19 protein-coding genes are annotated in these 24892 nt (G+C 69.1%); 5 read left to right on the top strand and 14 right to left on the bottom strand.

From position 1 onward, the window contains the following. The first annotated feature begins 108 nt into the window (after positions 1-108). The 4 genes from CR157_RS01290 (at position 109) to CR157_RS01305 (ending at position 4408) form a co-directional block, all read left to right on the top strand. Positions 109-2043, top strand: coding sequence for a DNA topoisomerase III (locus tag CR157_RS01290; protein ID WP_110281736.1), 1935 nt, complete (start codon positions 109-111; stop codon positions 2041-2043). Next, the gene (locus CR157_RS01295; protein WP_110281737.1) at positions 2040-2942 is read left to right on the top strand and encodes a ketopantoate reductase family protein; all 903 of its coding nucleotides are present in this window, start codon (positions 2040-2042) and stop codon (positions 2940-2942) included. Before CR157_RS01290 ends, CR157_RS01295 begins: the two co-directional genes overlap by 4 nt. 98 nt (positions 2943-3040) lie before the next feature. Next, the gene (locus tag CR157_RS01300) at positions 3041-3613 is read left to right on the top strand and encodes a hypothetical protein (protein ID WP_110281738.1); all 573 of its coding nucleotides are present in this window, start codon (positions 3041-3043) and stop codon (positions 3611-3613) included. Between the two features lie 135 nt (positions 3614-3748). Next, the gene (locus CR157_RS01305) at positions 3749-4408 is read left to right on the top strand and encodes a peroxiredoxin (RefSeq protein WP_110281739.1); all 660 of its coding nucleotides are present in this window, start codon (positions 3749-3751) and stop codon (positions 4406-4408) included. Positions 4409-4510: 102 nt separating this feature from the next. On the opposite strand, the gene ppc is transcribed toward CR157_RS01305, so the two are convergent. From ppc to cysM, 5 genes are read right to left on the bottom strand one after another with little or no spacing between them, the layout of a single operon-like run. Continuing rightward, entirely contained in the window at positions 4511-7159 is a 2649-nt protein-coding gene (ppc, locus tag CR157_RS01310) for a phosphoenolpyruvate carboxylase (protein WP_110281740.1), read from the bottom strand. After that, on the bottom strand, positions 7156-8070 hold the full coding sequence (gene mazG / locus CR157_RS01315; protein WP_110281741.1) for a nucleoside triphosphate pyrophosphohydrolase: 915 nt from the start codon (positions 8068-8070) through the stop codon (positions 7156-7158). The genes ppc and mazG overlap by 4 nt, the downstream gene beginning before the upstream one ends. Beyond that, positions 8067-10343, bottom strand: coding sequence for a GTP diphosphokinase (relA, locus tag CR157_RS01320; RefSeq protein ID WP_110281742.1), 2277 nt, complete (start codon positions 10341-10343; stop codon positions 8067-8069). The genes mazG and relA overlap by 4 nt, the downstream gene beginning before the upstream one ends. Next, on the bottom strand, positions 10336-11772 hold the full coding sequence (locus tag CR157_RS01325; protein WP_110281743.1) for a TRAM domain-containing protein: 1437 nt from the start codon (positions 11770-11772) through the stop codon (positions 10336-10338). Before CR157_RS01325 ends, relA begins: the two co-directional genes overlap by 8 nt. 1 nt (position 11773) lies before the next feature. After that, a complete protein-coding gene (gene cysM, locus CR157_RS01330; RefSeq protein ID WP_110281744.1) occupies positions 11774-12670 on the bottom strand; it encodes a cysteine synthase CysM in 897 nt (298 codons plus the stop codon). Between the two features lie 116 nt (positions 12671-12786). On the opposite strand from cysM, the gene CR157_RS01335 reads away from it, so the two are divergent. After that, a complete protein-coding gene (locus CR157_RS01335; protein ID WP_110281745.1) occupies positions 12787-15519 on the top strand; it encodes an ATP-binding protein in 2733 nt (910 codons plus the stop codon). Here the strand turns inward: CR157_RS01335 and CR157_RS01340 are convergent. The 9 genes from CR157_RS01340 to CR157_RS01380 form a co-directional block, all read right to left on the bottom strand. Beyond that, positions 15459-15836 (bottom strand): holo-ACP synthase, encoded by a 378-nt coding sequence (locus tag CR157_RS01340; protein ID WP_110281746.1) that lies wholly within the window; start codon positions 15834-15836, stop codon positions 15459-15461. The two genes, CR157_RS01335 and CR157_RS01340, sit on opposite strands and share 61 nt — an antisense overlap. Then, complete coding sequence (gene pdxJ / locus CR157_RS01345; RefSeq protein ID WP_110281747.1) at positions 15833-16633, bottom strand: pyridoxine 5'-phosphate synthase; 801 nt, start codon at positions 16631-16633, stop codon at positions 15833-15835. The genes CR157_RS01340 and pdxJ overlap by 4 nt, the downstream gene beginning before the upstream one ends. A gap of 110 nt (positions 16634-16743) precedes the next feature. Continuing rightward, complete coding sequence (gene recO / locus CR157_RS01350; protein WP_110281748.1) at positions 16744-17460, bottom strand: DNA repair protein RecO; 717 nt, start codon at positions 17458-17460, stop codon at positions 16744-16746. Between the two features lie 250 nt (positions 17461-17710). After that, a complete protein-coding gene (gene era, locus CR157_RS01355) occupies positions 17711-18610 on the bottom strand; it encodes a GTPase Era (RefSeq protein WP_110281749.1) in 900 nt (299 codons plus the stop codon). Further along, complete coding sequence (rnc, locus tag CR157_RS01360; RefSeq protein ID WP_110281750.1) at positions 18607-19296, bottom strand: ribonuclease III; 690 nt, start codon at positions 19294-19296, stop codon at positions 18607-18609. The genes era and rnc overlap by 4 nt, the downstream gene beginning before the upstream one ends. Before the next feature lie 87 nt (positions 19297-19383). After that, entirely contained in the window at positions 19384-20187 is an 804-nt protein-coding gene (gene lepB, locus CR157_RS01365) for a signal peptidase I (protein ID WP_110281751.1), read from the bottom strand. 14 nt (positions 20188-20201) lie between these two features. After that, the gene (lepA, locus tag CR157_RS01370) at positions 20202-22019 is read right to left on the bottom strand and encodes a translation elongation factor 4 (protein ID WP_110281752.1); all 1818 of its coding nucleotides are present in this window, start codon (positions 22017-22019) and stop codon (positions 20202-20204) included. A gap of 165 nt (positions 22020-22184) precedes the next feature. Then, positions 22185-23609 carry a DegQ family serine endoprotease gene (locus tag CR157_RS01375; RefSeq protein WP_110281753.1) on the bottom strand — a complete coding sequence of 475 codons (1425 nt, stop codon included), beginning with the start codon at positions 23607-23609 and terminating at the stop codon, positions 22185-22187. Positions 23610-23828: 219 nt separating this feature from the next. Beyond that, positions 23829-24884 carry a MucB/RseB C-terminal domain-containing protein gene (locus CR157_RS01380; RefSeq protein WP_240566686.1) on the bottom strand — a complete coding sequence of 352 codons (1056 nt, stop codon included), beginning with the start codon at positions 24882-24884 and terminating at the stop codon, positions 23829-23831. Positions 24885-24892 lie beyond the last annotated feature (8 nt).

The following is a 24892-nucleotide window of genomic DNA, read 5'->3' on the forward strand; positions in this document are numbered from 1 at the left end:
GACAGGGCATTCGATACAAGGGCTGTACACGAATAGAGTGATGTTACATCTGGCGAGGGTCGTGGAATACTGGAAGAATGTCCATATCATGAACCGGTGGGAACCAGGATGCGACTGATCATCGCCGAGAAACCCAGCCTCGCCAAGGCCATCGCCGAGGCCCTGCCCGGACGCCAGGGTCGCGCGGAGGGTGCCATCGTCGCCGGCGACACGACGGTCACCTGGTGCCTGGGCCACCTGCTGGAGCAGGCCCCGCCGGATGCCTACGACCCGGCCTTCAAGGCATGGCGGCTCGACCACCTGCCGATCCTGCCCGGGCATTGGAAGCATACCCCGCGGCCCAAGGCACGGAGCCAGCTGGCGGTGATCCGCCGGCTGCTGAAGGGCGCCAGCGAGGTCGTCCACGCCGGCGACCCGGACCGCGAGGGTCAGCTGCTGGTGCAGGAGGTGATCGAGCACCTGGGCTGGCAGGGCCCGGTGTCGCGGCTGCTGGTCAGCGACCTCAACCGGCCGGCGGTGCAGCGGGCCCTGGCGCGCATCGAGGACAACGCCCGCTACCAGCCGCTTTACCGGGCGGCGCAGTCCCGTGCCCGGGCCGACTGGCTCTACGGGATCAACCTGACCCGGGCCTGGACCCTGACCGGTCGCCAGGCCGGTCACGACGGGGTGCTCTCGGTGGGCCGGGTGCAGACCCCGGTGCTGGGGCTGGTGGTGCGTCGTGACGCCGAGATCCGCGACTTCGAGCCCAGGCCCTTCTTCGTGCTCTGGGCCGAGCTTGCCGTGGCCCGGGGCCGGCTCCGCGCCTGGTGGGTGCCCGGCGAGGCGCACCCCCTGGACGACCAGGGCCGGCTGCTGGCCCGCGAGCCCGCGGCGGCCCTGGCCGCACGCCTGCCCGGCGCCGAGGGTCGCCTCGCCGCGCTGGAGACCCGCGACAAGCGCCAGGCCGCCCCCCTGCCCTACTCGCTGTCGGCGCTGCAGGTCGATGCCGCCCGCCGCTTCGGGCTCTCGGCCAAGGCGGTACTGGACATCTGCCAGCGCCTCTACGAGCGCCACAAGCTGATCACCTACCCGCGCTCGGACTGCCGCTACCTGCCCGAGGAGCATTGGGCCGCCGCCCGGGCCACCCTGGAGGGGGCCTGCGGCACCGATGCGACCCTGCGCGGCTGGTTGGCCGGCGCCGACTTCTCGCGACGCTCGAAGGCCTGGAACGACAAGCGGGTCGGCGCCCACCATGCCCTGGCGCCCACCGGCAAGTGCGCCGACCTCTCGCGCCTGGAGAAGGCCGAGGGCGACGTCTTCCGGTTGATCGCCCGCAACGTGCTCGCCCAGTTCTACCCGGCGCTGGCCACCCGCGAGGTGAAGGCCGAGTTCACCCTCCTCGGCGAATGCTTTCGCGCCCGCGGCCAGGAGGTGCTGGAACCCGGCTGGAAGCCGCTGTTCACCACCCGCGACGAGGCGCCACCGCTGCCGCCGCTCAGCGAGGGCGAGGCATGCCGGGTGACGGAGGCGGGGGTGGAGGATCGCGAGACCCGCCCGCCGGAGCCCTTCACCGACGCCAGCCTGATCAAGGCGATGATGAACATTGGCCGCTACGTCGAGGACCCGGCGGTCAGGCGCACCCTGCGCGAACACGACGGCCTGGGTACCGAGGCCACCCGCGCCGGCATCATCGAGACCCTGCTGGAACGCGGCTACCTGGTACGCCAGGCCAAGGCGCTGCGCGCCACCCGGCTCGGCAGCGCGCTGATCGCCTCGCTGCCCGAGGCGGTGGGTCGCCCGGAGCGCACCGCCCTGTGGGAGCAGCGCCTGGGCGCCATTGCCGAGGCGGGCGACGACCCGGCCCCCTTCGTCGACGCACTGGTCGAGGACCTGCACGGCCTGCTCGCCGCCGCCGATGCCGGGCGACTGCACCGGGCCCTGGCCCAGGCCCGCGGCGAGGAGGCGCCATCACCCGGCCGCGGCAAGCCCGCAAGCCGCCGGCGCAGCGCCCCCGCCAAGGGACGCCGCCGCTCCCCGGCACGCGGAAAAGGCTCCCGCTCATGAGCGCCCACCTGATCGTCGGCCCCGGCGCACTGGGTCGCCTGGTGGGCCTCAGCCTGGCGAAGGCTGGCCGGGTGACGCTGGTCGGCCGGCGCCCGCTGCCCACCGAGCAGACGCTGATCACCCCGGCGGGAGAGGCGCTGACGCTGTCCGTGCCGACCCTCACCCTGGACCGGCTGCCACCGCTGGCCCCCGATGTCGTGCACCTGACCACCAAGGCCTACGCCGCCGAGGCGGCGCATGCGGCCATTGCCACGCGGCTCGCTCCCGGGACCCCCCTGGTGCTGTGGCAGAACGGCTTCGGCTGCCAATCGCGGCTGAGCGAGCGCCACGACGGCCCGGTGCTGTGCGCCACCACCACCGAGGGGGCCTGGCTGGCCGGCGATGACCGCGTGGTGCACGCCGGCCACGGGGCCACCCGCCTCGGCGACCTGGCCAATCGCCACCTCCCACTGGCCCGCTCACTGGCGGCCACCCTCACGGCGGCCGGCCTGGCCACCGAGGCGGAGCCCGACATCCGCACCCGCCTGTGGCAGAAGCTCGCCGTGAACGCCGCCATCAACCCCTTGGTGGCACGCTTTCGCATCCGCAACGGCCAGTTGCGCGACCGGCCCTTCCGGCCCATGGTCGAGGCGGTCATCGAGGAGGTCGCCACGATCATGGCGGCCGAGGGCATCGCCCCACCCGAGGGTGAGGGAATCGCCGGCTGGCGCACCCTGGTCTGGCAGGTGGTGGCGGGCACCGCCGCCAACCGCGCCTCCATGCTGCAGGACGTGCTGGCCGGCCGGCCCACCGAGCGCGAAGCGATCCTCGGGCCGCTGCTGACGGCGGCGCGGCGGCATGGCATCGAGGCCCCCCGCCTGGCCGAACTCGAGCGCACCGGACCCGACGACCGACATTGAGCCGTCGCCTGGCAGGCCGATGGCTCTCCTGCTAGTCTGAGATGGTCCATATAACGAGCAAGCGGACTCCACGAGCCACGCGCTCAGGGTCAGGGATCATGAAACCGGGCTTCCCACTTGCCATCGCCCTGGCAACCAGTCTGGCATTGTCCTCGTCGTCGCTGCTGGCGGATGACGAGACGCCCGCCTACGCCGACAAGGCCACCGGCCTGATGCACCTCGACAACGGCGTGATCCTCGAGGGGCGCGACCTCGAGACGCCGGACGGCTACACCTCGGGATTTCGCTTCACGGCCGGTTTCTCGCCGCTCGCCCTGCCGCGACTCGATCTCGGCGCCGAATTCACCTATCGCGAGAGCGACGAGGTGCCGACCCGGCTCGACAACCAGCCGCTGATCCTCAACACCACCAGCCTGGGCGGCAGCCTGGTCGCCGGCGTGCGCCTCGGCCAGGTGGGACTCTATGCCAAGTCCGGCTTCGCCGGATGGGAGGGCGACCCGGTGGGTGGTCGCCCCGACTCCTACGCCACCGCCGGCACCACCCGCGTGCAGGGCTTCGGTGCCCGCCTGCAGTTCGATCGCCTGGTCAGCCGGCTGGAGGTCGAGGAGATCGACGCGCCGAGCATGGCGCACCTCAACCTGATCACCGCCTCGTTCCACTATCCCTTCTAGCCCCCTGGCGTTCCTCCTCTTGACCGGTAGGCGGCTAGCGGGTCCATGCTATATAGTCAATAGCCGGCCTGGCGAGCCTTCCACGCCAAGGCCTTGTCTCATGCCTGCATCCACCACTTGACAGGAGTCACTACGATGAGCCTCAGAATCGGTGATACCGCGCCGGACTTCACGGCGCAAACCACTCAAGGCACCCTGAACTTTCATGAATGGATCGGTGACAGCTGGTGCATCCTCTTCTCCCACCCCAAGGACTTCACCCCGGTCTGCACCACCGAACTGGGCTACATGGCGAAGCTGAAGCCCGAGTTCGACAAGCGCAATACCAAGATCGTCGGGCTGTCGGTGGACCCGGTCGACAACCACACCGCCTGGTCGAAGGATATCGAGGAGACCCAGGGGGCGGCACCCAACTACCCCATGATCGGCGACGAAAAGCTGGAGGTCGCCAAGCTCTACGACATGCTGCCGGCCGAGCTCGAGGGCACGGCCGAGGGACGCACGCCCGCCGACAACGCCACCGTGCGTTCGGTGTTCATCATCGGGCCCGACAAGAAGGTCAAGGCGATGCTCGTCTACCCGATGACCACCGGGCGGGACTTCAACGAGGTGTTGCGCCTGCTGGATTCCGTGCAGCTGACGGCCAAGCACACCCTGGCCACCCCGGTGAACTGGCGGCCGGGTGAGGACCTCATCATCCCGCCGTCGGTCAGCGACGAGGAGGCCCGCAAGAAGTACCCCGAGGGTTTCACCACGCTGAAACCCTACCTGCGCACGGTCAAGCAGCCCTCCTGACGGCCATCCGCTCGACCGGCGGCTCCTCCTCTCGTGAGCGAGCGGCGCACCCCGGCTACCGGCCGGGGTGCGCCGCTTCGGCCACCGGGAAAGCGCCGAGCCTCAGCCGGTATTGCGCAGCCCGGCGGCGATCCCGGCCATGGTCACCATCAGCGCCCGGGAGAGATCCGCGCTGATCGCCCCGTCGGCATCCCGGTTGCGCTGCAGCAACTCGGCCTGCAGCCCGTGGAGGGGGTCGATGTAGGGGTTGCGTACCTCGATGGCCTGGCGAATCAGCGGGGTCTTCTCGAGCAACTCCTGCTGGTCGAGGACCCGGAGCAGCACCTCGTACAGCCGGGTGAAACGGCTGCGCAGCTTCTCGCCCAGCGCCTTGAGGGCGGGTTCGTCGACCAGGCGATTCTCGTAGTAGGCGGCGATCCCCACGTCGGCCTTGGCCAGCAGCATCTCGAGCATGTCCAGGTAGGTGCCGAAGAAAGGCCACTGGTCGCGCATCTCCTGGAGCACTTCCAGCCCTCCCTCGTCCTCCAGGCGACGGGCGAATGCCTCGCCACTGCCGAGCCAGGCCGGCAGCATCAGGCGGGTCTGGGTCCAGGCGAAGATCCAGGGGATCGCCCGCAGGGTCTCCACGCCGCCATCCTGGCGCCGCTTGGTGGGCCGTGATCCAAGCGGCAGACGCCCGAGCGCCCCTTCCGGGGTCACCGCACGGAAATAGGGCACGAAGTCGGGATCCTCGCGCACCACCCCCACATAGGCGCCATGGGCGACCGCGGCCAGGCGATCCATCTCCTCGCGCCACTCGGTGCGCGGCGCCGGCGGCGGTAGCAGGGTCGCCTCGAGCACCGCACAGGCATAGATCTCCATGGAGCGCAGGGCGATGTCCGGCTGGCCGAACTTGAAGCGGATCATCTCGCCCTGCTCGGTCACCCTCAGGCTGCCGTTCACCGAACCGGGCGGCTGGGAGAGGATGGCCGCATGGGCGGGACCGCCGCCGCGTCCCACGGTACCGCCCCGGCCATGGAACAGCGTCAGGTCGACGCCGTGGCGGCGACACACCTCCACCAGGGTCTCCTGGGCGCGGTACTGGGCCCAGGCCGCCGCGAGCTGGCCGGCATCCTTGGCGGAGTCGGAGTAGCCGATCATCACCTCCTGGCCGTCGCCGACCAGCGCGCGATAGCCGGGCAGCGCCAGCAGCCGGTCGATCACTTCGCCGGCATGGTTGAGGTCGTCGAGGGTCTCGAACAGCGGCGCGATGGGCAGGCGCACGTCGCCGCCCACCTCCTTCATCAGCAGCGCCACGGTGAGGACGTCCGACGGCTGGGCCGCCATGGAGATGATGTAGGTGCCCAGCGCCTCGGGCTGCTCGGTGGCCACGACCCGGAAGGTGTCGATCACCTCCCGGGATTCGGTGGAGCAGTCCCAGCGACGGGGGATCAGCGGCCGACGGGAGGCGAGTTCCTCGAGCAGGAAGTCCTGGCGCTGCTGCTCGCTCCACTCCCGGTAGTGACCGAGGCCCAGGCAGTCGGTGAGCTCCTCCATCACCTGGGCATGGCGGCTCGCCTCCTGACGCAGGTCGAGCTTGGTCAGGGTCACGCCGAACACGGCGACCCGGCGCAGGGTGTCGAGCAACGCCCCGTTGGCGATGGTGTCGAGTCCCACGTCGCACAGCGAACGGTAGCAGGTCAGCAGTGGCGCATAGAGCTGGTCGCGGTTCTCGATGATCGGGCCGCCCTCGAAACTGCGCCCGTCGAGCTCGGCCTTGGCCCAGTCGCGGGTCGCCTCGACGCGGCTCACCAGGCGCCGGAGCAGCTCGCGGTAGGGCTCCGTCACCTCACCCACCTCGGCCTTGAGCGCACTGTTGGCCTTCCACATGGAGAGTTCGGCCTTGAGCTGCTCGAGGTCGCGCAGGAAGAGGTCGGCGGCCATCCAGCGGCCCAGCAGCAGCACCTCCCGGGTGACCCGGGCGGTGACATTGGGGTTGCCGTCACGATCGCCGCCCATCCAGGAGGCGAAACGGATCGGCGCCGCATCCAGCGGCAGCCGCTCGCCGGCGGCCTCGAGCAGCAGGTTGTCGAGGTCGCGGTGGAAATCCGGCACCGCCTGCCACAGGGAGTTCTCGATCACCGCGAAGCCCCATTTGGCCTCGTCCACCGGGGTCGGCCGTTCGTGGCGAATCTCGTCGGTGTGCCAGGCCTGGCTGATCAGCTCCTCGAGCCGCCCCTGGGCGCGCACGCCGCGCTCCGGATAGTCGGTGGAGGACTCGATGGCGGTGAGGCAGTCGTCGATGGCGTCGTACTTCTGTATCAGGGTGCGCCGGATGACCTCGGTGGGGTGGGCAGTGAGCACCAGCTCGACGCGCATGCCGGCGAGGCTCTCGACCAGCTTGCGCGGCGAGTGGCCGGACTGGCGGGCGCGCTCGAGCAGCTCGGAGAGCACCGGCTGGGAGCCGGGCTTGTAGTCCTCGACCCGGCGGAAGCGCGCCCGGTAGTGCTGCTCGGCGATATTGGCCAGGTTGAGGAACTGGTTGAAGGCCCGGGTCACCGGCAGCAGGTCGCGGTCGGGCAGGCGGCGCAGGTACTCGATCAGTTCGTGACGACTCTGCTGGTCCCCCTGGCGGCCATGCTTGGCGAAGCCTCGGATGGTCTCGATCTTGTCGACGAACCCCGTGCCGAGGTCGTCGGCGATGGTACGGCCCAGGCTGTCGCCCAGGATGCGAACATTGTCACGCAGTGATTCGTGCAGGTCGTGGCTCATGACCGGCGGTCTCCGGGGTTGTCGTTGCGTTGTGCTCGAGCGGTGCGGGGGGCCTCGCCTCTCTTGGCGGCCTGCCAGTGGTACTCCATGGCCTCGAGGCCGGCGTCCGGCAGCGCCACTCCCTCGGCGGCCAGGGCGGTTTCCACCTGGCGGAAGCGCCGCTCGAACTTGGCATTGGTGGCTCGCAGGCACTGCTCGGGATCGGCCTTGAGGGTGCGGGCCAGGTTGGTCACGGCAAACAGCAGGTCGCCGACTTCCTCGACGGCGTGGTCGCGGTCGCCCTCGGCCAGCGCCTGCTCGACCTCGTCGAGCTCCTCGCGGATCTTGGCCAGCACGCCGCGGGCATCCGGCCAGTCGAAGCCGACCCGCGCGGCGCGCCGGGAGAGCTTGGCGGCCCGGGACAGCGCCGGGAGGGTACGCGGAATATCATCCAATACCGAAGCCGCGGTGCTGTCTCGCACCGAATGACGCCCATCCGTCGAGCGTGCGCGCTCGGCACGCTCCTCGGCCTTGAGCGACTCCCAGCGGGAGTGCACCTGCTGCGTCTCCACCTCGGCGGCACTCACACCCTCGCGTCGCGAGGCCAGGGTGCCGTCGGGAAAGACATGGGGGTGGCGACGCAGCATCTTGGCGGTCAGGGCATGCACCACGTCGTGGAAGTCGAAGCGCCCCTCCTCGGCGCCGAACTGGGCGTAGTAGACCACCTGGAACAGCAGGTCGCCGAGTTCGGCGGGCAACTCGCCGTAGGCGCGTCGCTCGATGGCGTCGGCCACCTCGTAGGCCTCCTCCAGGGTATGGGGCACGATGGAGTCCCAGTCCTGCTTGAGGTCCCAGGGGCAACCGTCGCCGGGGTCGCGCAGCACCGCCACCAGCGTCAGCAGGTCATCGAGGTCGAAACGGGTCCCGCTCATGCCGATTTCCCCTTGCGCCTGCCCGGCGTGCCACCGCTGCGCAGCCGCCGCACCTCGATGACGTTGGGCAGTTGCTGGATGCGCGAGAAGAGCCGCCCCAGGGTCTCGAGGCCGTCGACCTCGACGGTGATCGTCATGCGGGCGATGCCGTCGTCGGTGTCGGTCCGGGTGTTGACCGAGAGCACATTGACCTTGTCATGACTGAGCACGCCGGTCACGTCACGCAGCAGGCCCGAGCGGTCCCAGGCCTGAATCTCGATCTCCACCGGATACTGGGTCCGGGCTCGCTCGCCCCACTCCACCTCGATGATGCGCTGGGGCTCGTCCATGCGCAGCTGCAGGATGTTGGGGCAATCCTGGCGGTGCACGGTGACGCCGCGTCCCTGGGTGATGAAGCCGACGATGGCCTCGCCCGGCACCGGATGGCAGCAGTTGGCCATGCTGGTCTTGAGGTTCCCCACGCCGAGCACGGTGATGTCGGAGCCAGCCCCCTTGCCGGCGGCCTTGCGCGGCTTGGCCAGCAGCCGGTCGAGTTGCTCCTGGTCGTCGCTCTCGCCGAACAACTGCTGGGCCTGGTGCAGCACCTGGCCGATACGCAGGTCACCGGCCCCGAGAGCCGCGTACATGTCGTCCGGCGTGGTGTAGTTGACCTTGCGCGCCAGGGTCTCGAGGTCCATGCCCTCGACGTCGAGCCGCTTCATCTCACGCTCGAAGAGTGCCCGGCCCTCCTCGAGGTTCTGGTCGCGGGCCTGATGCTTGAACCAGGCCTGGATCTTGGCCCGCGCCCGGGAAGTGCGCACATAGCCGAGGCTGGGGTTGAGCCAGTCGCGGCTCGGCCCGCCCTTGCTGGCGGTGAGGATCTCCACCTGCTGGCCGGTCTTGAGCTTGTAGGTGAGCGGCACGATGCGGCCGTTGACCTTGGCCCCGCGGCAGCGATGGCCCACCTCGGTATGCACCCGGTAGGCGAAGTCGATGGGCGTGGCGATACGTGGCAGGTCGATGACATGGCCATCCGGCGTGAAGACGTAGATGCGGTCCGGGGCCACGTCGCTGGAGAGCCCCTCGCGGATGTTGCCGAAGTCGCCGACCTCCTCCTGCCACTCGAGTACCTGGCGCAGCCAGGCGATCTTCTCCTCGTAGCTCGAGCTCTTGCCCCCGGTATCGTGGCCCTTGTAGCGCCAGTGGGCACAGACGCCGAGCTCGGCCTCGTCGTGCATGGCGAAGGTGCGGATCTGGATCTCCAGGACCTTGTTCTCGGGGCCCATCACCGCGGTGTGCAGCGACTGGTAGCCGTTCTTCTTGGGGTTGGCGATGTAGTCGTCGAACTCGTTGGGCACGTGGTGCCAGCGCGAATGCACCAACCCGAGCACGGTGTAGCAGTCGGCCACCTCGGGCACCAGGATGCGCACCGCGCGGATGTCGTTGACCTGGGAGAAGTCGATGCGCTTGCGCTTCATCTTGCGCCAGATCGAATAGATGTGCTTGGCCCGGCCGTCGACGTCGTAGCGCGCGATGCCCTGGGCGTCGAGCATGCCCTTGAGGGTTTCCACCACGTCATGGATGTAGCGGTCGCGGTCGAGGCGCTTCTCGGCCAACTGCCGGGCGATGGCCTTGTAGTCGTCCTCGTGCAGGTAGCGGAAGGAGAGATCCTCCAGTTCCCACTTGAGCTGGCCGATGCCGAGGCGATGGGCCAGGGGAGCGTAGATGTCGAACACCTCCCGGGCGACCTGCTGGCACTTCTCCCGGGGGGCATCCTTGACCTGGCGCAGCGCGCAGGTGCGCTCGGCGATCTTGATCAGGGCCACGCGCACGTCGTCGATCATGGTGACCAGCATCTTGCGCAGGTTGTCCTGCTGATCGTGCTGGCTCATGCCGTGACTGGGCAGCTGGGACGTGCTGATGGCCGCCATCTGCAGCACGCCATCGATCAGTGCGGCGACCTCCTCGCCGAAGCGCTTGCCGATCGCCTCGAGGTCGATCAGCCCCTCGCGCACGGCGCGGTAGAGCACCGCCGCCTCCAGGGCGGCCTGGTCGAGCCGGAGCTCGCCGAGGATATCGGCCATCTCCAGGCCCATGCGAAAGCTCGAGCCGTTGGCCAGCCAGGTGCGGTGGGGCCGGTCGGACTCCGCCTCCAGTTGCTGGGCGAGCAGGCAGGCCTCGCGCATCTCCGCCGCGTCACGCAGCTTGACGTCCTCCTGCAGGCGCTCGACCCACTGGTCGACGTCGACCCGTCCGGTGGCGCTCAGGGGCTGGTCTTCACGGACTTTAACCATCGGGTGTAGCTCCTAGCGGCTGCCGTCCTGTCCGCGGGTGCTCGAACAGCAGCATGGATTCCAGGTGTGAGGTATGGGCAAACATGTCGGCCACCGCAAGGCGGGTGAGCCGGAAACCTCCATGCACGAGGCGTGCCGCATCCCGCGCCAGCGTCGCCGGATCGCAGGAGACATACAGAAGGCGCGGTACCGGCTGTTCGACGAGCGCGCGGCAGGCGACCTCGGCCCCGTCCCGGGGCGGGTCCAGCACCGCCACCTTGGGCAGGCCCCGGGCCAGCAGGTCGGCGACGGCCCCCACCCGGCCCAGGTCGGCCTGGCGGACCTCCACCTCGAGGGCGTTGTGCCGGGCGTTCCCGGCCAGCCGCTCGACCATTGCCGGATTGCCCTCCACCGCGGTGACCCGGGCCCCGGCGGCCGCCAGCGGCAGGCTGAAGTTGCCGACCCCGGCGAAGAGATCCAACAGTGCCAGGCCCTCGACATCGCCGAGCCAGGCCAGGGCGGTCTCGATCATCTGCCGGTTGACCCTGGCATTGGCCTGGAGGAAATCCCCGGGGGCGAAGCCCAGGACGAGCTCGCCCTCGGCCCCCGGTACCCGGCAGGTCAGCGTCGGCGCCGGGGTGAGCCAGTCGAGGGCCGGCGACTCCCGCCCCAGGCGGCGCGCCAGATGCAGCCCGTGCTGCCCGGCGAAGGTCAGCCAACGCTGCCTGTCCCCAGCGTGGTCGCGCAACTGCCGTACCACCAGGGTCACCCCCTGGTCGCTCTCGAGCAACTCCAGGTGCCCCACCTGTCGCGGCGCCTCGAGGCTTGCCACCAGAGCGTGCAGCGGGGGCAGCAGGGCGCTGAGCGACGGCACCAGGACGGTGCAGTCACCGATGTCCACCAGCCTGTGGCTGTGGCGGGCACGGAAGCCGAGGTGCACGCCCCCTTCGGCATCGACCTTGACCCCCAGTCGCGCGCGCCGGCGGTACCCCTCGCCGGCCCCGGCGAGCAGCTGCGGTGCCGGTGACGGCTCGATGCCCTGGCGAGCGAGCAGCTCCAGCAGCACCGCCACCTTGTGGCGACGCTGGGCGTCGAGGGCCAGGTGCTGGAGGTCGCAACCGCCGCAGCGGGCGAAATGGGCACAGGGCGGCGTCACCCGTTCGGGCGAGGCCTCGATCAGGGATCGCACGTGCCCCTCGTCGAACCGCTTGCGGGCGCGATGCACGGCCACCTCGAGCCGCTCGCCGGGCAGCGCCCCGTCGACGAAAAGCGTCTTGCCGACCGCGGTATGCGCCACGCCCCGGCCATCATGAGCCAGCCGCTCGATGATCACCGCCTCGTCACCGACCGCACGCGGCACGGTGGGGGCAGCCGGTGGCGCCTGGCGTCCCTGCAGGCCGGAAACGCCGGAGCGCGCCCGCGCCGGGCGTCGCTTGCCCAGTCTCGCCATCTCAGAGCTCCGGGGCGAACAGGCCGGTGGAGAGGTAGCGGTCTCCCCGGTCGCAGACGATGAACACGATCACGGCATTCTCGACCTCCGCGGCGATTCGCAGGGCACCGGCCAGGGCGCCACCCGACGAGACGCCGGCGAGAATGCCCTCCTCCCGGGCCAGGCGACGCATGTGCTCCTCGGCTTCGTACTGGCCGATGTCGAGCACCCGATCGACCCGGCTGGCGTCGAAGATACTCGGCAGATACTCCGCCGGCCAGCGGCGGATGCCGGCGATACTGGCGCCATCCTCGGGCTGCAGGCCGACGATCTGCACCTCTCGGCTCTGCTCCTTGAGATACTTCGACACGCCCATGATGGTGCCGGTGGTGCCCATGGAACTGACGAAGTGGCTGATGGTGCCGCCGGTCTGCTCCCAGAGCTCCGGGCCCGTGCCGCGATAGTGCGCCAGGGGGTTGTCGGGGTTGGCGAACTGGTTCAGCGGCTTGCCATCGCCCCGGGCGATCATGGTCTCGGCGAGGTCGCGGGCCGCCTCCATGCCCCCCTCCTTGCTGACGGAGATCAGCGTCGCGCCGAACGCCGCCATGGCCTGCTTGCGCTCGCTGGAGGCACTCTCGGGCATGATCAGCACCATCCGGTAGCCCTTGATGGCGGCAGCCATGGCCAGGGCGATGCCCGTGTTGCCGGACGTGGCTTCGACGAGGGTGTCACCGGGGGCGATCTCGCCGCGCGCCTCGGCCTGCTCGAGCATGGAGAGCGCCGGCCGGTCCTTCACCGAGCCGGCCGGATTGTTGCCCTCGAGCTTGGCCAGCAGGGTATTGTTGCGGCCGGCGGTGATGCGCTTGAGGCGGACCAGCGGCGTAGCACCGACGACATCCTCGATGGTAGGAAAATGCATGCAACCTTCCTTGTGGAAACGTCTTTTCGGCATTATATCCGGGCCGCCCCGGAGTGGACAGGCATCCTCGTCCCCTGTGTCATACTGTTCTGGAATCAATGCCGAAGAGCCCACCGATGACGCTCAAGAACCGACTGTTCGTGCTGTTGCTGGGCCTGCCGCTGCTGCTCCTCGCCGGCCTCGCCGGCATCGCCCTCCACCTGGAGTCCGAGCACTACCGGCAGGTCCTGCACGAGCGTATCACCACTGCCGTCGACCTGCTCGCTCCGGAGCTGAGCAGCGCCCTGTCCACGGGGGATCGCCCGGCCCTGGAGGCCCTCGCCGGGCGCCTGCTCGATCTGGAGGAGATCCGCGCGGTGGGCATCCGGGATGCCACGGGAACACCACGGCTCGAGCTCGGACGGCTGCGCGAGGCCTCCCTTCCCACCGGCGAGGGAGGCGTCCGCCTGGATACCGACGGCCGCCTGTGGCGTCTGCAGGCCCCGCTCTCCGCGGGAGCGGCGGATCACCCCGCCCCGGCCTGGCTGGAGCTCGATATCGATGCCATGCCCCTGGTGCTGAACCATTACCGGCGCCTGGCCAGTGCCGGGCTGGGCCTGCTGGTGACCGGGCTGTTGCTGTGGCTGATCGCCTATACCACCAGTCGCCGCCTGATCGCCCCGGTGCAGGCCGCGGACCAGGCCCTGGCACGCCTGGCCAGCGGCGACAACCCGCCGCCCCTCACCTTCTCCTCCCCCCCGGAGCTGGCCGGACTGGCAGCGCGCGTCAATGCCCTCTCCGCCCACCTCGACCACGCCCGGGATGAGGTCCAGCGCCAGATCGAGCAGACCACCGCCGAGCTGCAGGAGTCGATGGAGACCATCGAGGTCCAGAACATCGAGCTCGACATGGCCCACCGCCGGGCGCTGGAGGCGAACCGCATCAAGTCGGAGTTCCTCGCCAACATGAGCCACGAGATCCGCACCCCGCTCAACGGCATCATCGGCTTCTGCCGCTTGCTCGGGCGCTCGCGGCTCGAGCCGCGCCAGCGCGAGTGGCTCGACCATGTCCATCGTGCCTGCGACAACCTGCTGATGCTGGTCAACGATGTGCTCGACTTCTCCAAGATCGAGGCGGGCCGGCTCGAACTCGAGCATGTCCCGCTGGACATGGTGACGCTGGTGGACGAGGTACTCGCGCTGCAGGCCCCCCAGGCCCATCTGAAGGACCTGCAACTGCTCGGGCTGGTCTACGACGATGTGCCCGTCGCCCTGACCGGCGACCCGCTACGCATTCGCCAGGTGCTGACCAACCTGGTCAACAACGCCATCAAGTTCACCGAACGGGGCGAGATCACCGTGCGAGTGATGGTGGAACAGGCCGAGACCGGCCGGGTGACCCTCAGGGTCAGCGTCAGCGATACCGGTATCGGCCTCTCCCCCGAGAACTGCCAGCGGCTCTTCCAGGCCTTCCGCCAGGCCGATCCGAGCCACTCCCGGGAGTTCGGCGGCACCGGCCTGGGGTTGACCATCTGTCGGCAGCTGGTGGAGCAGATGGGTGGCGAGATCGGCGTGGAGAGTGCCCCCGGCAAGGGCTCGACCTTCGCCTTCACTCTGCCGCTGGAAGGTGACGAGGAGCGCGAGCGCCCTCCAGAGCTGCAGCTGGCCGGCGAGACCGTGCTGCTCGACGAGCCGCACCCCGCCACCCGGCGGGCGCTGCATCACCTGCTCACCCGCTGGGGAGCCAGGGTGGTCGATGCCGGGCAGCGGCCGGCCCCGGCGAGCTCGCCCGCGCTGCTGGTGGCGGGCATTCCCGACCAGGCCCTCGACGCCACCGGGATCGCGACCTGGCAGCGCCGGCTCGACGCCATCACCTGTCCCGCCCTGCTGCTGGTCAACACCAGCCCTCTGGATCTGCCGCTGCTGGCACCGCCCCAGGGCGGCGAGGTGCTGAGCAAGCCGCTCTCCCGGGTCGCCCTGGTGGAGGCGGTACAACGCCAGCTCGGCGGGCAGCAGCCGGCCACGCTGCCCACCCCCGAGGACGAGAGCGAGGCGGGGCCGCTGCGCCTGCTGGTCGTGGATGACACCGAGTCCAACCGGCTGCTGCTGCGGGAACTGATCCGGCGCCCGGGGCTCGAGGTGGACCTGGCAGCGAGTGGCGAAGAGGCCCTGGCCATGGCCCAGGAACGGCACTACGCCCTGGTATTGATGGACATCCGCATGCCGGGCATGGACGGCATCGAGACCACCCGGGCGCTGCGCCGGCTACAGGGGGCCTGGAGCCATCGGCCCATCATCGCGGTCACCGCCCATGTGCTGGAGGACGAGCGCCAGCGGCTGCTGGCCAGCGGCCTCGATGATGTCCTGATCAAGCCGCTGGATACCCACGGCCTGACGGAACTGCTGCAGCACCATCTGGACTTGCCCACCCTGCCGCCCCTGGAAACCGGCGACATGCCCGTCGAGCGGGCGGAAGAAGACGGGGAGCTGGCGGTCGTCGACCTGACCCTCGGCACGCGCCTCGCCGGGGGACGCGAGCCCCTCGCCAGGGAGCTGCTGGCACGCCTGGCAGACTCGCTGCCGGAGAGCAAGACGGCAATTCGCGAGGCGCTCGAACGGGAGGACGACGAAGCCCTGCTCGACGCCATTCACGCCCTCAACGGCGCCTGCCGCTACTGCGGGGCGCCGCGTCTGGCCCTGATCGCCGAGACCCTGGAGACACGCCTTCGCTCACGCGGGCGCGAGGGCGTCACCCCCTTGCTCGATGACCTCTTCGCCGCCATGGCGGGGCTGCGCGACTGGCAGACGGCTCAGCCCTCGAGCACGACGAAGGCCACCGCCAGTTCCGCTTCATCGGTCAATGACAGGTGAATGGAGCGCACGCCGGCGACCCCGGCCAGCTCGTGCGCCTTGCCGTCCAGGACCAGTGAGGGCCGCCCCAGGGCGTCGTTGACCACCTGGATCTCGGTCCAGCGCATGCCACGCCGCAGCCCGGTGCCCAGCGCCTTGACGAAGGCCTCCTTGGCGGCGAACCGCTTGGCCAGGAAGGCCGCCGGCAGGCCGTGGCCGTGGAAACGCTCCAGTTCCTCCTCCCCCAGCAGGCGCTGGGCGAAGCGCGGGCCGAGGCGGACCATCGCCCGATCGAAGCGCTCGATTCGCGCGATATCGGTGCCGATCCCGATGATCATCGGCAGCAGCCACCCGCCTCGCCATCCCCGTGATCATGCTCGTCAAGCGCCGCCAGCAGGCCGGCTTCCTGGCCGGCGATCATCAGCCGCTTCATCTCCCCCACCGCCTCCTTGAGGCCGACGAACAGAGCCCGGGCGATGATGGCATGGCCGATATTGAGCTCGTGAATGCCGGGGATCGCCGCGATGGCCTCGACATTGTGGTAGTGCAGGCCATGACCGGCGTTGACGACCAGCCCCAGCTCGCCGGCCATTTCCGCGGCCGCCGAGAGCCGTGCATGCTCGCCGCGGGCGCGCTCCCCCGAGGCCTCGGCATAGGCCCCGGTATGCAGCTCGATCACCGGCGCACCGGCCTTGGCGGCGGCCTCGATCTGCTCCGGTTCCGGATCGATGAATAGCGACACCTCGCAGCCGGCGTCGGCGAGGCGCCGGCAGGCGGCGGCAACACCGTCGAAGCCGCCGACCACGTCGAGCCCCCCCTCGGTGGTCAGCTCCTCGCGCTTCTCCGGCACCAGGCAGACATGCGCCGGGCGCACCGCCTCGGCAAGGCGAAGCATCTCGTCGGTGACCGCCATCTCCAGGTTCATGCGCGTATTGAGCACCTCCGCCAGCAGGCGCACGTCGCGCTCCTGGATATGGCGACGGTCCTCGCGCAGGTGGACGGTGATGCCGTCGGCGCCCGCCTCCTCGGCGAGCAGCGCGGCCTGGACCGGGTCCGGATAGCGGGTGCCCCGCGCCTGGCGCAGGGTGGCGATATGGTCGATGTTGACGCCGAGCAGAATGCGTGGGGGATGCATGAGACTCTCCTTGGGTAAGCCGTAAGCCACGATGCTGCCATCCAGCTCGCTAATAGCAAGGGTTTTTCTTATAGCTTACAGCTTAAAGCTCCCTGCGTAGCCGGGCGAGCTTAAAGCTCCCGGACGGAGTCCTGACGAGCCCGGCGCTTTTCGGCAAGCTGGCGCATCAGTTCCCGTGAGCGCAGCGGGCGGGCACCGAGCAGTGGCGCTAGTGCCGCCCGGGTCACCGCCTTGGCCGGGCCGGCGAGCCCCGGCTCGCCCCAGTCGCCGGCGGCCAGCAGGCGCAGGGTACGGCCATCGATGCCCGGTTCGCCGGGGACGAAGGCTCGCGAGGCGATATCGAAGCGGTAACGGCGCTGGGGGTCCAGGCCGCGGCCATCGGGTTCGGCGAACCGCGGGGCGGCGTCCAGCGCCTCGAGCAGCGAGAGCTCCAGCCGACGCAGCGCCGCCGCACGTCCTTCCGGGCGTGGCAGCGCCTCGAGCAGGGCGGTATAGAAGGCGAACACCTCGGCTACCGGAAACTCCACCGGCAGCACCCGGGCCAGCAGCTCGTTGGCGTAGAGGCCGCAGAGCAGCCCCTCGCCGGCCAGCAGGGCCGCCGCGCCGTGGCTCTCCATCAGGCGCAAGCGCTTGAGTTCGCCCTCGCCGACCCAGGTGACGTGCAGCGGGGCGAAGGGCTGCAGCCGCGAGCGCGACCGGCTTCCCGGACGCTGCACCCCCTGGGCCACCGCCCGCACCCGGCCGTGCTCGAGGGTCAGCAGCTCGACCAGGGCACTGGTCTCGCGGTAGGGGCGCTTGTGCAGAAGGAAGGCCGGCTGGGGATTCATGGCGGTAGAGGTCCATCCAGGGGGTCAGACTCAATGCGTCCCGGGGACATGGCCGATGAATCAGCCGGTCGGGGATAGCCCGCAGGTTGGTTACCGACGCCGGGAGGCCCTTTGGGGTCAGACCCCGGCGGTATCGAATCGGCTCGTCGAGTGCCCTATGACAGGCCTGGCAACTTTGCCGGGGTCTGACCCCAAAGGAGCGGTCTCGACGACTTTACCGCTGCACGCTCTTCAGGGCCAACCGACAACGTCAGTCCAGGTTGTAGCCCAGGCTCTTCAGCGCCCGTTCATCGTCGGACCAGCCGCGCTTGACCTTGACCCAGAGATTGAGCATCACCTTGGCGCCGAGGGCACGCTCCATGTCGAGGCGCGCCTCGCGACCGATGCTCTTGATACGCTCGCCGTTCTCGCCGATGAGGATCTTCTTCTGCCCGGGCCGCTCGACCAGAATCAGGGCGCTGATATGCACCACCCTGCCCTCGTCACGGAACTCCTCGATCTCCACGGTCATCTGGTAGGGCAGCTCGTCGCCGAGCTGGCGCATCACCTTCTCGCGCACCAGCTCGGCGACCAGGAAGCGCTGGCTCCTGTCGGTGACCTGGTCCTCGGGGAAGTAGTGGATGCTCTCGGGCAGATGCCCGGCGACCTCGAGCTCCAGCTCCGGCACGTTGGTGCCGTGCTTGGCCGAGATCGGCACGATCGCGGCGAACTCGCGCCGGGCACCGACCTCTTCCAGCCAGGGCAGCAGGCTGGTCTTGTCCTGCAACCGGTCGACCTTGTTGACCGCCAGGATCACCGGAGCCTCGACGTGCTCGAGGCGCTGGAGCACGACCTGATCCTCATCGGACCAGCGGGTGCGGTCGATGATGAACACCACGCAATCGACGTCGCGCAGGGCCTGGGTCGCCGCCTGGTTCATGAAGCGATTGATCGCCTTGTTGCGATCCTTCGCCATGATGTGGATGCCCGGGGTGTCGACGTAGATGAACTGGGCCTCGCCCTCGGTCTTGATGCCCATCACCTGATGACGGGTGGTCTGGGGACGCCGCGAGGTGATCGAGATCTTCTGGCCGAGGATGCGGTTCATCAGCGTGGACTTGCCGACATTGGGGCGACCGACGATGGCCACGAAGCCGCAGGTCTGGGTCATGAGCGGACTCCTCTGGGCTCGAGCCGTTCCAGGGCCTTCTCGGCGGCCTGCTGTTCGGCATGGCGACGGCTGGCGCCGACCCCCGTGGTGTGCTCGTCGAGCACCTCGATATGGCACTCCACGGTGAAGGTCTGGGCATGGGCCTCGCCCTCCACCGAGACCACCTCGTAGCGCGGCAGCGGCGACTGTCGCGACTGGAGAAACTCCTGCAACCGGGTCTTGGGATCCTTCTGGGTGTCCTGCAGGCTGATGGCCTCGAGCCGCTCGGCGTACCAGGAGAGCACCCTGGCTCGAGCGACGTCCATGCCGGCGTCCAGGTAGATGGCGCCGATCACCGCCTCGACCGCGTCGGCGAGGATCGACTCGCGACGGTGGCCGCCGCTCTTCATCTCGCCGGACCCCAGGCGCAGGTGCTCGCCGAAGCCCATCTCCCGGGCCAGCTCGGCCAGGGTCTGGCCCTTGACCAGCCGGGCGCGCAGCCGCGACAGCTGGCCCTCGCGGGCCTCGGGAAAGCGCTGGAAGAGCGCCTCGGCGATCACGAAGTTGACGATCGAATCGCCGAGAAACTCGAGACGTTCGTTGTTCTGGCCGCCGAAGCTGCGGTGCGTCATGGCCAGCTCCAGCAGGGCGGCATCGCCGAAGGAGTGACCGAGGCGTCGGCTGAAGGCGTTGAGGGAGTTGCTCACGAAGCTCCTGAATGATCGATGTCGGGGCTGAAAGGTTCGGGAAACGGGCCGGGCCCGGCACGAAGGAACACCGTGCTCAGGCCAGGTCTAGCGGATGCGGCGAACGCTGGTGAAGCTGGGCAGACCACCGTCCCAGTGCATCCACACGGCGAAGGCGCGGCCGACGATGTTCTCCTCCGGCACGAAGCCCCAGTAGCGGCTGTCGTTGGAGTGGTCGCGATTGTCGCCCATGGTGAAGTAGTGGCCCTCGGGGACCACCAGCTCGCGCATCTGCGGGCCCGGATCTCGAGGGTTATTGTAGATACGGTGGGCCAGCTCGCCCAGCCGCTCCTCGAGCAGCAGCTCGCCGGGCGCCTCGGTCCCCGCCTCCGCCAGCAGCCGCTTGGAGACCGGCTCGCCATTGACATAGAGCTGCTTGCCTTCGTAGCGCACCCGGTCACCCGGCAGCCCCACCACCCGCTTGATGAAGTTCACCGAGGGTTCGTCGGGGAAGCGGAACACCATGACGTCGCCGCGCTCGGGCTCGTCGAGTTCGAGAATGCGGGTATGGGTCACCGGCAGCCGCAAGCCATAGGTAAACTTGTTGACCAGGATGAAATCCCCCACCTCCAGGGTCGGGCGCATGGAGCCCGAGGGGATCTGGAAGGGTTCCACCACGAAGCTGCGCAGCAGCAGCACCACCAGCAGCACCGGAAAGAACGACCGGGAGTAGTCGACCGGCCACGGCTCCTTGAGCGCCTTCTCGCGGGCACGCTCGCCGAGCCCCTCGGTGGTACCCGCCTCGGCGTTCACCAGTCGCTGCCGGCGCGCCGGCCGCCACCAGACCAGATCCAGCAGCCAGATCAGGCCGGTGACGGCAACCGCCACCACCAGCAGTAGAGAGAAGTCCATGCGGTCATCCGTTCCTAGTCATTTACCTTGAGCACGGCGAGGAAGGCATCCTGGGGAATCTCGACCCGGCCGACCTGCTTCATGCGTTTCTTGCCCGCCTTCTGTTTCTCGAGCAGCTTCTTCTTGCGGGTGACGTCGCCGCCGTAGCACTTGGCCGTCACGTTCTTGCGCAGCGCCTTGACGGTGGAGCGGGCCACCACCTGACCGCCGATGGCGGCCTGGATGGCCACATCGAACATCTGACGCGGAATCAGCTCCTTCATCTTCTCGACCAGCAGCCGCCCGCGGCCATGGGCATGATCGCGGTGGATGATCACCGCCAGGGCATCGACCTTGTCGCCGTTGATCAGCACGTCCAGGCGTACCAGCTTGGCCGCCTGGAAACGCTCGAAGTTGTACTCCAGGGAGGCGTAGCCCTTGGAGATGGACTTCAGGCGGTCGAAGAAGTCCATCACCACCTCGCTCATCGGCAGTTCGTAGGTAAGCTGGATCTGGCTGCCGAGGAACTGCATGTCGAGCTGGGTGCCACGGCGCTGCTCGCACTCGGTGATGACATTGCCGACGAAGTCCTGGGGCACCAGGATGCTGGCCCGCACGATGGGCTCGCGCATCTCCTCGACGTCGGCCATGTCCGGCAGCTTGGAGGGGTTGGCGACGTACCTCACCTCGTCGTTCTTCATGGCCAGTTCGTAGACTACGGTGGGCGCGGTGGTGAGCAGGTCCAGGTCGTACTCGCGCTCGAGGCGCTCCTGGACGATCTCCATGTGCAGGGTACCGAGGAAGCCGACCCGGAAGCCGAAGCCCAGGGCGTCGGAGTTCTCCGGCTCGTAGGCCAGCGAGGCGTCGTTGAGCGCCAGCTTCTCCAGGGCGTCGCGGAAGTCCTCGTAGTCGTCGGCACTGACCGGGAACATGCCGGCGTAGACCTGCGGCTTGACCTTCTGGAAGCCGGGCAGGCGCGCCACGTCCGGCGTCTTGGCATGGGTGATGGTATCGCCCACCGGGGCGCCCTGGATGTCCTTGATGCCGGCGACGATGAAGCCCACCTCGCCGGCCCGCAGGATGCCGGTCTCGCGGCGCAACGGGGTGAAGATACCCACCTCGTTGGCCAGCCAATCCCGCCCGGTGGACTTGAGGCGGATCTTCTCGCCCTTCTTCAGGGTGCCGTCGAACAGCCGGACCAGCGACACTACCCCCAGGTAGTTGTCGAACCAGGAGTCGATGATCAACGCCTGCAAGGGAGCGCCCGGATCGCCCTTGGGCGGCGGGATGTCGCGCACCAGGCGCTCGAGCAGCGCGTCGATGCCCAGGCCGCTCTTGGCCGAGACCCGGCAGGCATCGGTGGCATCGAGGCCGATGATCTCCTCGATCTCGTGGGCAACCTTGTCCGGGTCGGCCTGGGGCAGGTCCATCTTGTTGAGCACCGGCAGCACCTCGAGCCCCTGCTCGATGGCGGTGTAGCAGTTGGCCACCGACTGCGCCTCGACGCCCTGGCCGGCATCCACCACCAGCAGTGCCCCTTCGCAGGCATAGAGCGAACGGGAGACCTCGTAGGAGAAGTCGACATGCCCGGGGGTGTCGATGAAGTTGAGCTGGTAGGTGTTGCCGTCCTGCGCGTGATAGTCCAGCGTCACCGACTGGGCCTTGATGGTGATGCCGCGCTCGCGCTCGAGGTCCATGGAGTCGAGCACCTGCTCCTTGAGCTCGCGCTCGCTCAGGCCACCGCAGGTCTGGATCAGGCGGTCGGCCAGGGTCGACTTGCCGTGGTCGATATGGGCGATGATCGAGAAGTTGCGAATATGCTTGAGCTGATCGGAGGGGGTGTCGTGAGACATCGAGTCGCTTCTGCCTGGTTGGTTCGGGCCACGGCCGGGCGTCGTGACGCTGGCATGCGGGCAAGAGAGTGGGCGCTATTGTAGCGGGATGCGACTGACAGGAACAGCAACCCGACGGTCTGTGCCGTCGGGTTGCCGTTTCAGGAGAGCCTGCCGACGGGGGTATCAGTCATCGGCGAGGCGCAGGGCGACGAACAGCGAACGCCCGTCGCGATAGAGGCGCACCGGCACGGCACGGTCGGAGGGCAGCGAGGCCACCACCTCGACCAGCTGGTCGGCGCTCTCCACGGCCTGGTGGTCGATGCTGACCAGCACGTCCCCCGGCCGGATGCCGGCGGCGGCGGCGGCGCCTCTCGGGTCGAGATCACGAACCAGCACGCCACCCTCGATACCGAGCCGCTCACGCTGGTCGGCGTCGAGTTCGCTGACGGCCAGGCCCAGCCGGGCCTGACGGCCGCTCTGCTCGGCCCTGGCCATCTCGCGGCCCTCGGCATCCGGCCAGTCGCCCACGGTCACCGTCTCGCGACGCCGCTCGCCGTCACGCAGCAGCACCAGCTCCACCTCGCTGCCGGGGCTCGTCCGGCCGATCAGCCGCGGCAGGGTGCTGGAGCGGTCGACCTCGTCGCCGTCCACCTCGAGGATGACATCGCCGGCCCGCAGGCCGCCGCGGGCCGCGGGGCCTTCCGGGTCCAGGTCGGCGATCAGCGCCCCGCTGGGGCCATCCATGCCGAAGGACTCGGCCAGATCGCGGGAGACCGGCTGGATCATCACCCCGAGCCAACCACGGCTGACGCGGCCGTCGTCGCGCAGCTGGTCGGCCACGTCCATGGCCACGTTGATGGGGATGGCGAAGGAGAGCCCCATGAAACCGCCGCTGCGGGTGAAGATCTGGGAGTTGATCCCCACCACTTCACCATCGAGGTTGAACAGCGGACCACCGGAGTTGCCCGGGTTGATCGCCACATCGGTCTGGATGAAGGGCACATAGGCGTCCCGCGGGAGGGTTCGGTTGATGGCGCTGATGATACCGGCCGTGACCGAGTGATCGAAGCCGAAGGGCGAACCGATCGCGGCCACCCATTCACCGACCCTGAGGCCATCGGAATCGCCCAGGGCCAGGGTCGACAGGTCGTCGGCATCCACCTTGAGCAGCGCCACGTCGGTGCGCTCATCGGCCCCGATCAGCTCGGCGGCAAGCTCCCGACGGTCGTTGAGGCGCACCAGGATCTCGTCGGCCCCCTGGACCACATGGGCATTGGTCAGGATGTAACCATCCTCGCTGATGACAAAGCCGGAGCCCAGCGACTGACGCTCCTGGGGGCGCCCCTGGCCGCCGCCTCCCGGCGGCATCGGGAAGCGATCACCGAAGAAGTGACGAAAGATCTCCGGTATCTCCTGGCCACCGAACCCCCCGAAGGGGTCGTCACGGCTCCGCTCTACCCGGGAGGTGGAGATGTTGACCACCCCCGGGGCCGCCTGCTCCACCAGCTCGGTGAAGTCCGGCAGTTCGCGTGCCATGGCCGACTGCCAGGCCAGCAGGGTCGCGGCCAGCAGCATCCACAGGGAAAGGTGTCGAGTCATGCGCTTCATGGAATGCTCCTGCGAACGATCAAGGGGAAATGCTCGTGGGTTCGGCGACTGCCGACTCAGGCCGACGCTGCGAACCCGACCGGCCGTCGCGGACGACAGGGGTCGTCGTATCGTCGAAGATGGCGGCGCCTCGGCGCGAAACCAAGCCCCGGTACCCGCCGGGCAACGGGTCGCCCCGACTCGCCGCGACCGATGGGATCTGCCAGGGGGGGGGCAGGGTCATGGCCCGCCCTCCGCGGCGTCACCGTCGTGGATCACCGACGACACGGCGGCGTCCTCGTCACGCCACTCCAGGGTATCGGCCACGCGTAGCAGCACGCGAGGTGGCAGCTCGCCCATCACCACCACCTGCATCGGGCGCCCACCCAGCTCGCGATGACGCACGGCAGCATGGGAGACACCGAGGCGGTGCATGCCCGGGGCCAGCAGATCGGCCCCCTCGATGGGTTCGACGAAAAGGCTGAGGGTAGAGAGGCCGTCACTGTAGAGTCGATGCTTGACCGCGTCGCCGTGCTGCGAGCTGCGGGTATCCACCGGTTGGGGCACGAAGCCCTCGGGCAGCCAACCGATGACCCAGGGGTCGTCCGGCGCCTCGCGGTATCGATCGAGGACGACATGTCCCTCATGGAGGCGTGGCCGGTCGAGCTCGGTGAACTGGAAGGTCTCGATCACTCGCCCCGCCTCGTCCAGCAGCATCTGCTTGAGCGGCAGGGCCGTGGCCGCGTCGAGCCAGAGACGATGACCGAAGCGCAGGCTGTCGAGGGGTTCGATATCCAGGCGCACGGTGCGACGGCTGGCGATGCGCCCCTCGCCGCCCAGTTGCAGACGATAGTAACCGTCGAGGTGGGCGGCGATCCCGGCCGGCGAGGCCGGCACCTCCCCGCCCTTTTCGGCCCAGCTCAGGCGTCCGATTCGCCCCCGACGCTCGAAGACCACCGGCGGGCCATCGAGGAAGCTGGCCGCCTCGCGCTCGACTCCGTCCTCGACGTGATGGGAAAGGGCCAGGGTCCTGATGCCGTCATAACCGATCCGTACGGCACGCGCCTGGAAGACGTAGCAGTGACTGGCCCACAGGCTGCGCTCGAACCAGTCGAGAGCAGATTCGGGAGGTGCCCGGTCGGCCAGCTCACGACAATCGAAGCGTTCGCCGGCCTCGCTGTCGGCCGCCAGGGCCGGGGCATCGACGGTCATCACCAACCCGCCCCCGGCGAGCAGCGCCGCTGCCAGCCACCGGCGCGTCGCCCACTTGCGAACGAGTAGAGAGCCAGCTCGCATCAGCACCG

The sequence above is a fragment of the Halomonas sp. LBP4 genome (assembly GCF_003202205.1).
Lineage (GTDB): Bacteria > Pseudomonadota > Gammaproteobacteria > Pseudomonadales > Halomonadaceae > Halomonas > Halomonas flagellata.

Coding starts and splice junctions, on each gene's coding strand:
- relA (WP_110281742.1), bottom strand. CDS start 10,343: ATGGTTAAAGTCCGTGAAGACCAGCCCCTGAGCGCCACCGGACGGGTC.
- recO (WP_110281748.1), bottom strand. CDS start 17,460: ATGAATCCCCAGCCGGCCTTCCTTCTGCACAAGCGCCCCTACCGCGAG.
- cysM (WP_110281744.1), bottom strand. CDS start 12,670: ATGCATTTTCCTACCATCGAGGATGTCGTCGGTGCTACGCCGCTGGTC.
- CR157_RS01325 (WP_110281743.1), bottom strand. CDS start 11,772: ATGGCGAGACTGGGCAAGCGACGCCCGGCGCGGGCGCGCTCCGGCGTT.
- era (WP_110281749.1), bottom strand. CDS start 18,610: ATGACCCAGACCTGCGGCTTCGTGGCCATCGTCGGTCGCCCCAATGTC.
- pdxJ (WP_110281747.1), bottom strand. CDS start 16,633: ATGCATCCCCCACGCATTCTGCTCGGCGTCAACATCGACCATATCGCC.
- lepB (WP_110281751.1), bottom strand. CDS start 20,187: ATGGACTTCTCTCTACTGCTGGTGGTGGCGGTTGCCGTCACCGGCCTG.
- CR157_RS01290 (WP_110281736.1), top strand. CDS start 109: ATGCGACTGATCATCGCCGAGAAACCCAGCCTCGCCAAGGCCATCGCC.
- CR157_RS01380 (WP_240566686.1), bottom strand. CDS start 24,884: ATGCGAGCTGGCTCTCTACTCGTTCGCAAGTGGGCGACGCGCCGGTGG.
- CR157_RS01305 (WP_110281739.1), top strand. CDS start 3,749: ATGAGCCTCAGAATCGGTGATACCGCGCCGGACTTCACGGCGCAAACC.
- CR157_RS01340 (WP_110281746.1), bottom strand. CDS start 15,836: ATGATCATCGGGATCGGCACCGATATCGCGCGAATCGAGCGCTTCGAT.
- CR157_RS01300 (WP_110281738.1), top strand. CDS start 3,041: ATGAAACCGGGCTTCCCACTTGCCATCGCCCTGGCAACCAGTCTGGCA.
- ppc (WP_110281740.1), bottom strand. CDS start 7,159: ATGAGCCACGACCTGCACGAATCACTGCGTGACAATGTTCGCATCCTG.
- mazG (WP_110281741.1), bottom strand. CDS start 8,070: ATGAGCGGGACCCGTTTCGACCTCGATGACCTGCTGACGCTGGTGGCG.
- lepA (WP_110281752.1), bottom strand. CDS start 22,019: ATGTCTCACGACACCCCCTCCGATCAGCTCAAGCATATTCGCAACTTC.
- CR157_RS01295 (WP_110281737.1), top strand. CDS start 2,040: ATGAGCGCCCACCTGATCGTCGGCCCCGGCGCACTGGGTCGCCTGGTG.
- CR157_RS01335 (WP_110281745.1), top strand. CDS start 12,787: ATGACGCTCAAGAACCGACTGTTCGTGCTGTTGCTGGGCCTGCCGCTG.
- CR157_RS01375 (WP_110281753.1), bottom strand. CDS start 23,609: ATGAAGCGCATGACTCGACACCTTTCCCTGTGGATGCTGCTGGCCGCG.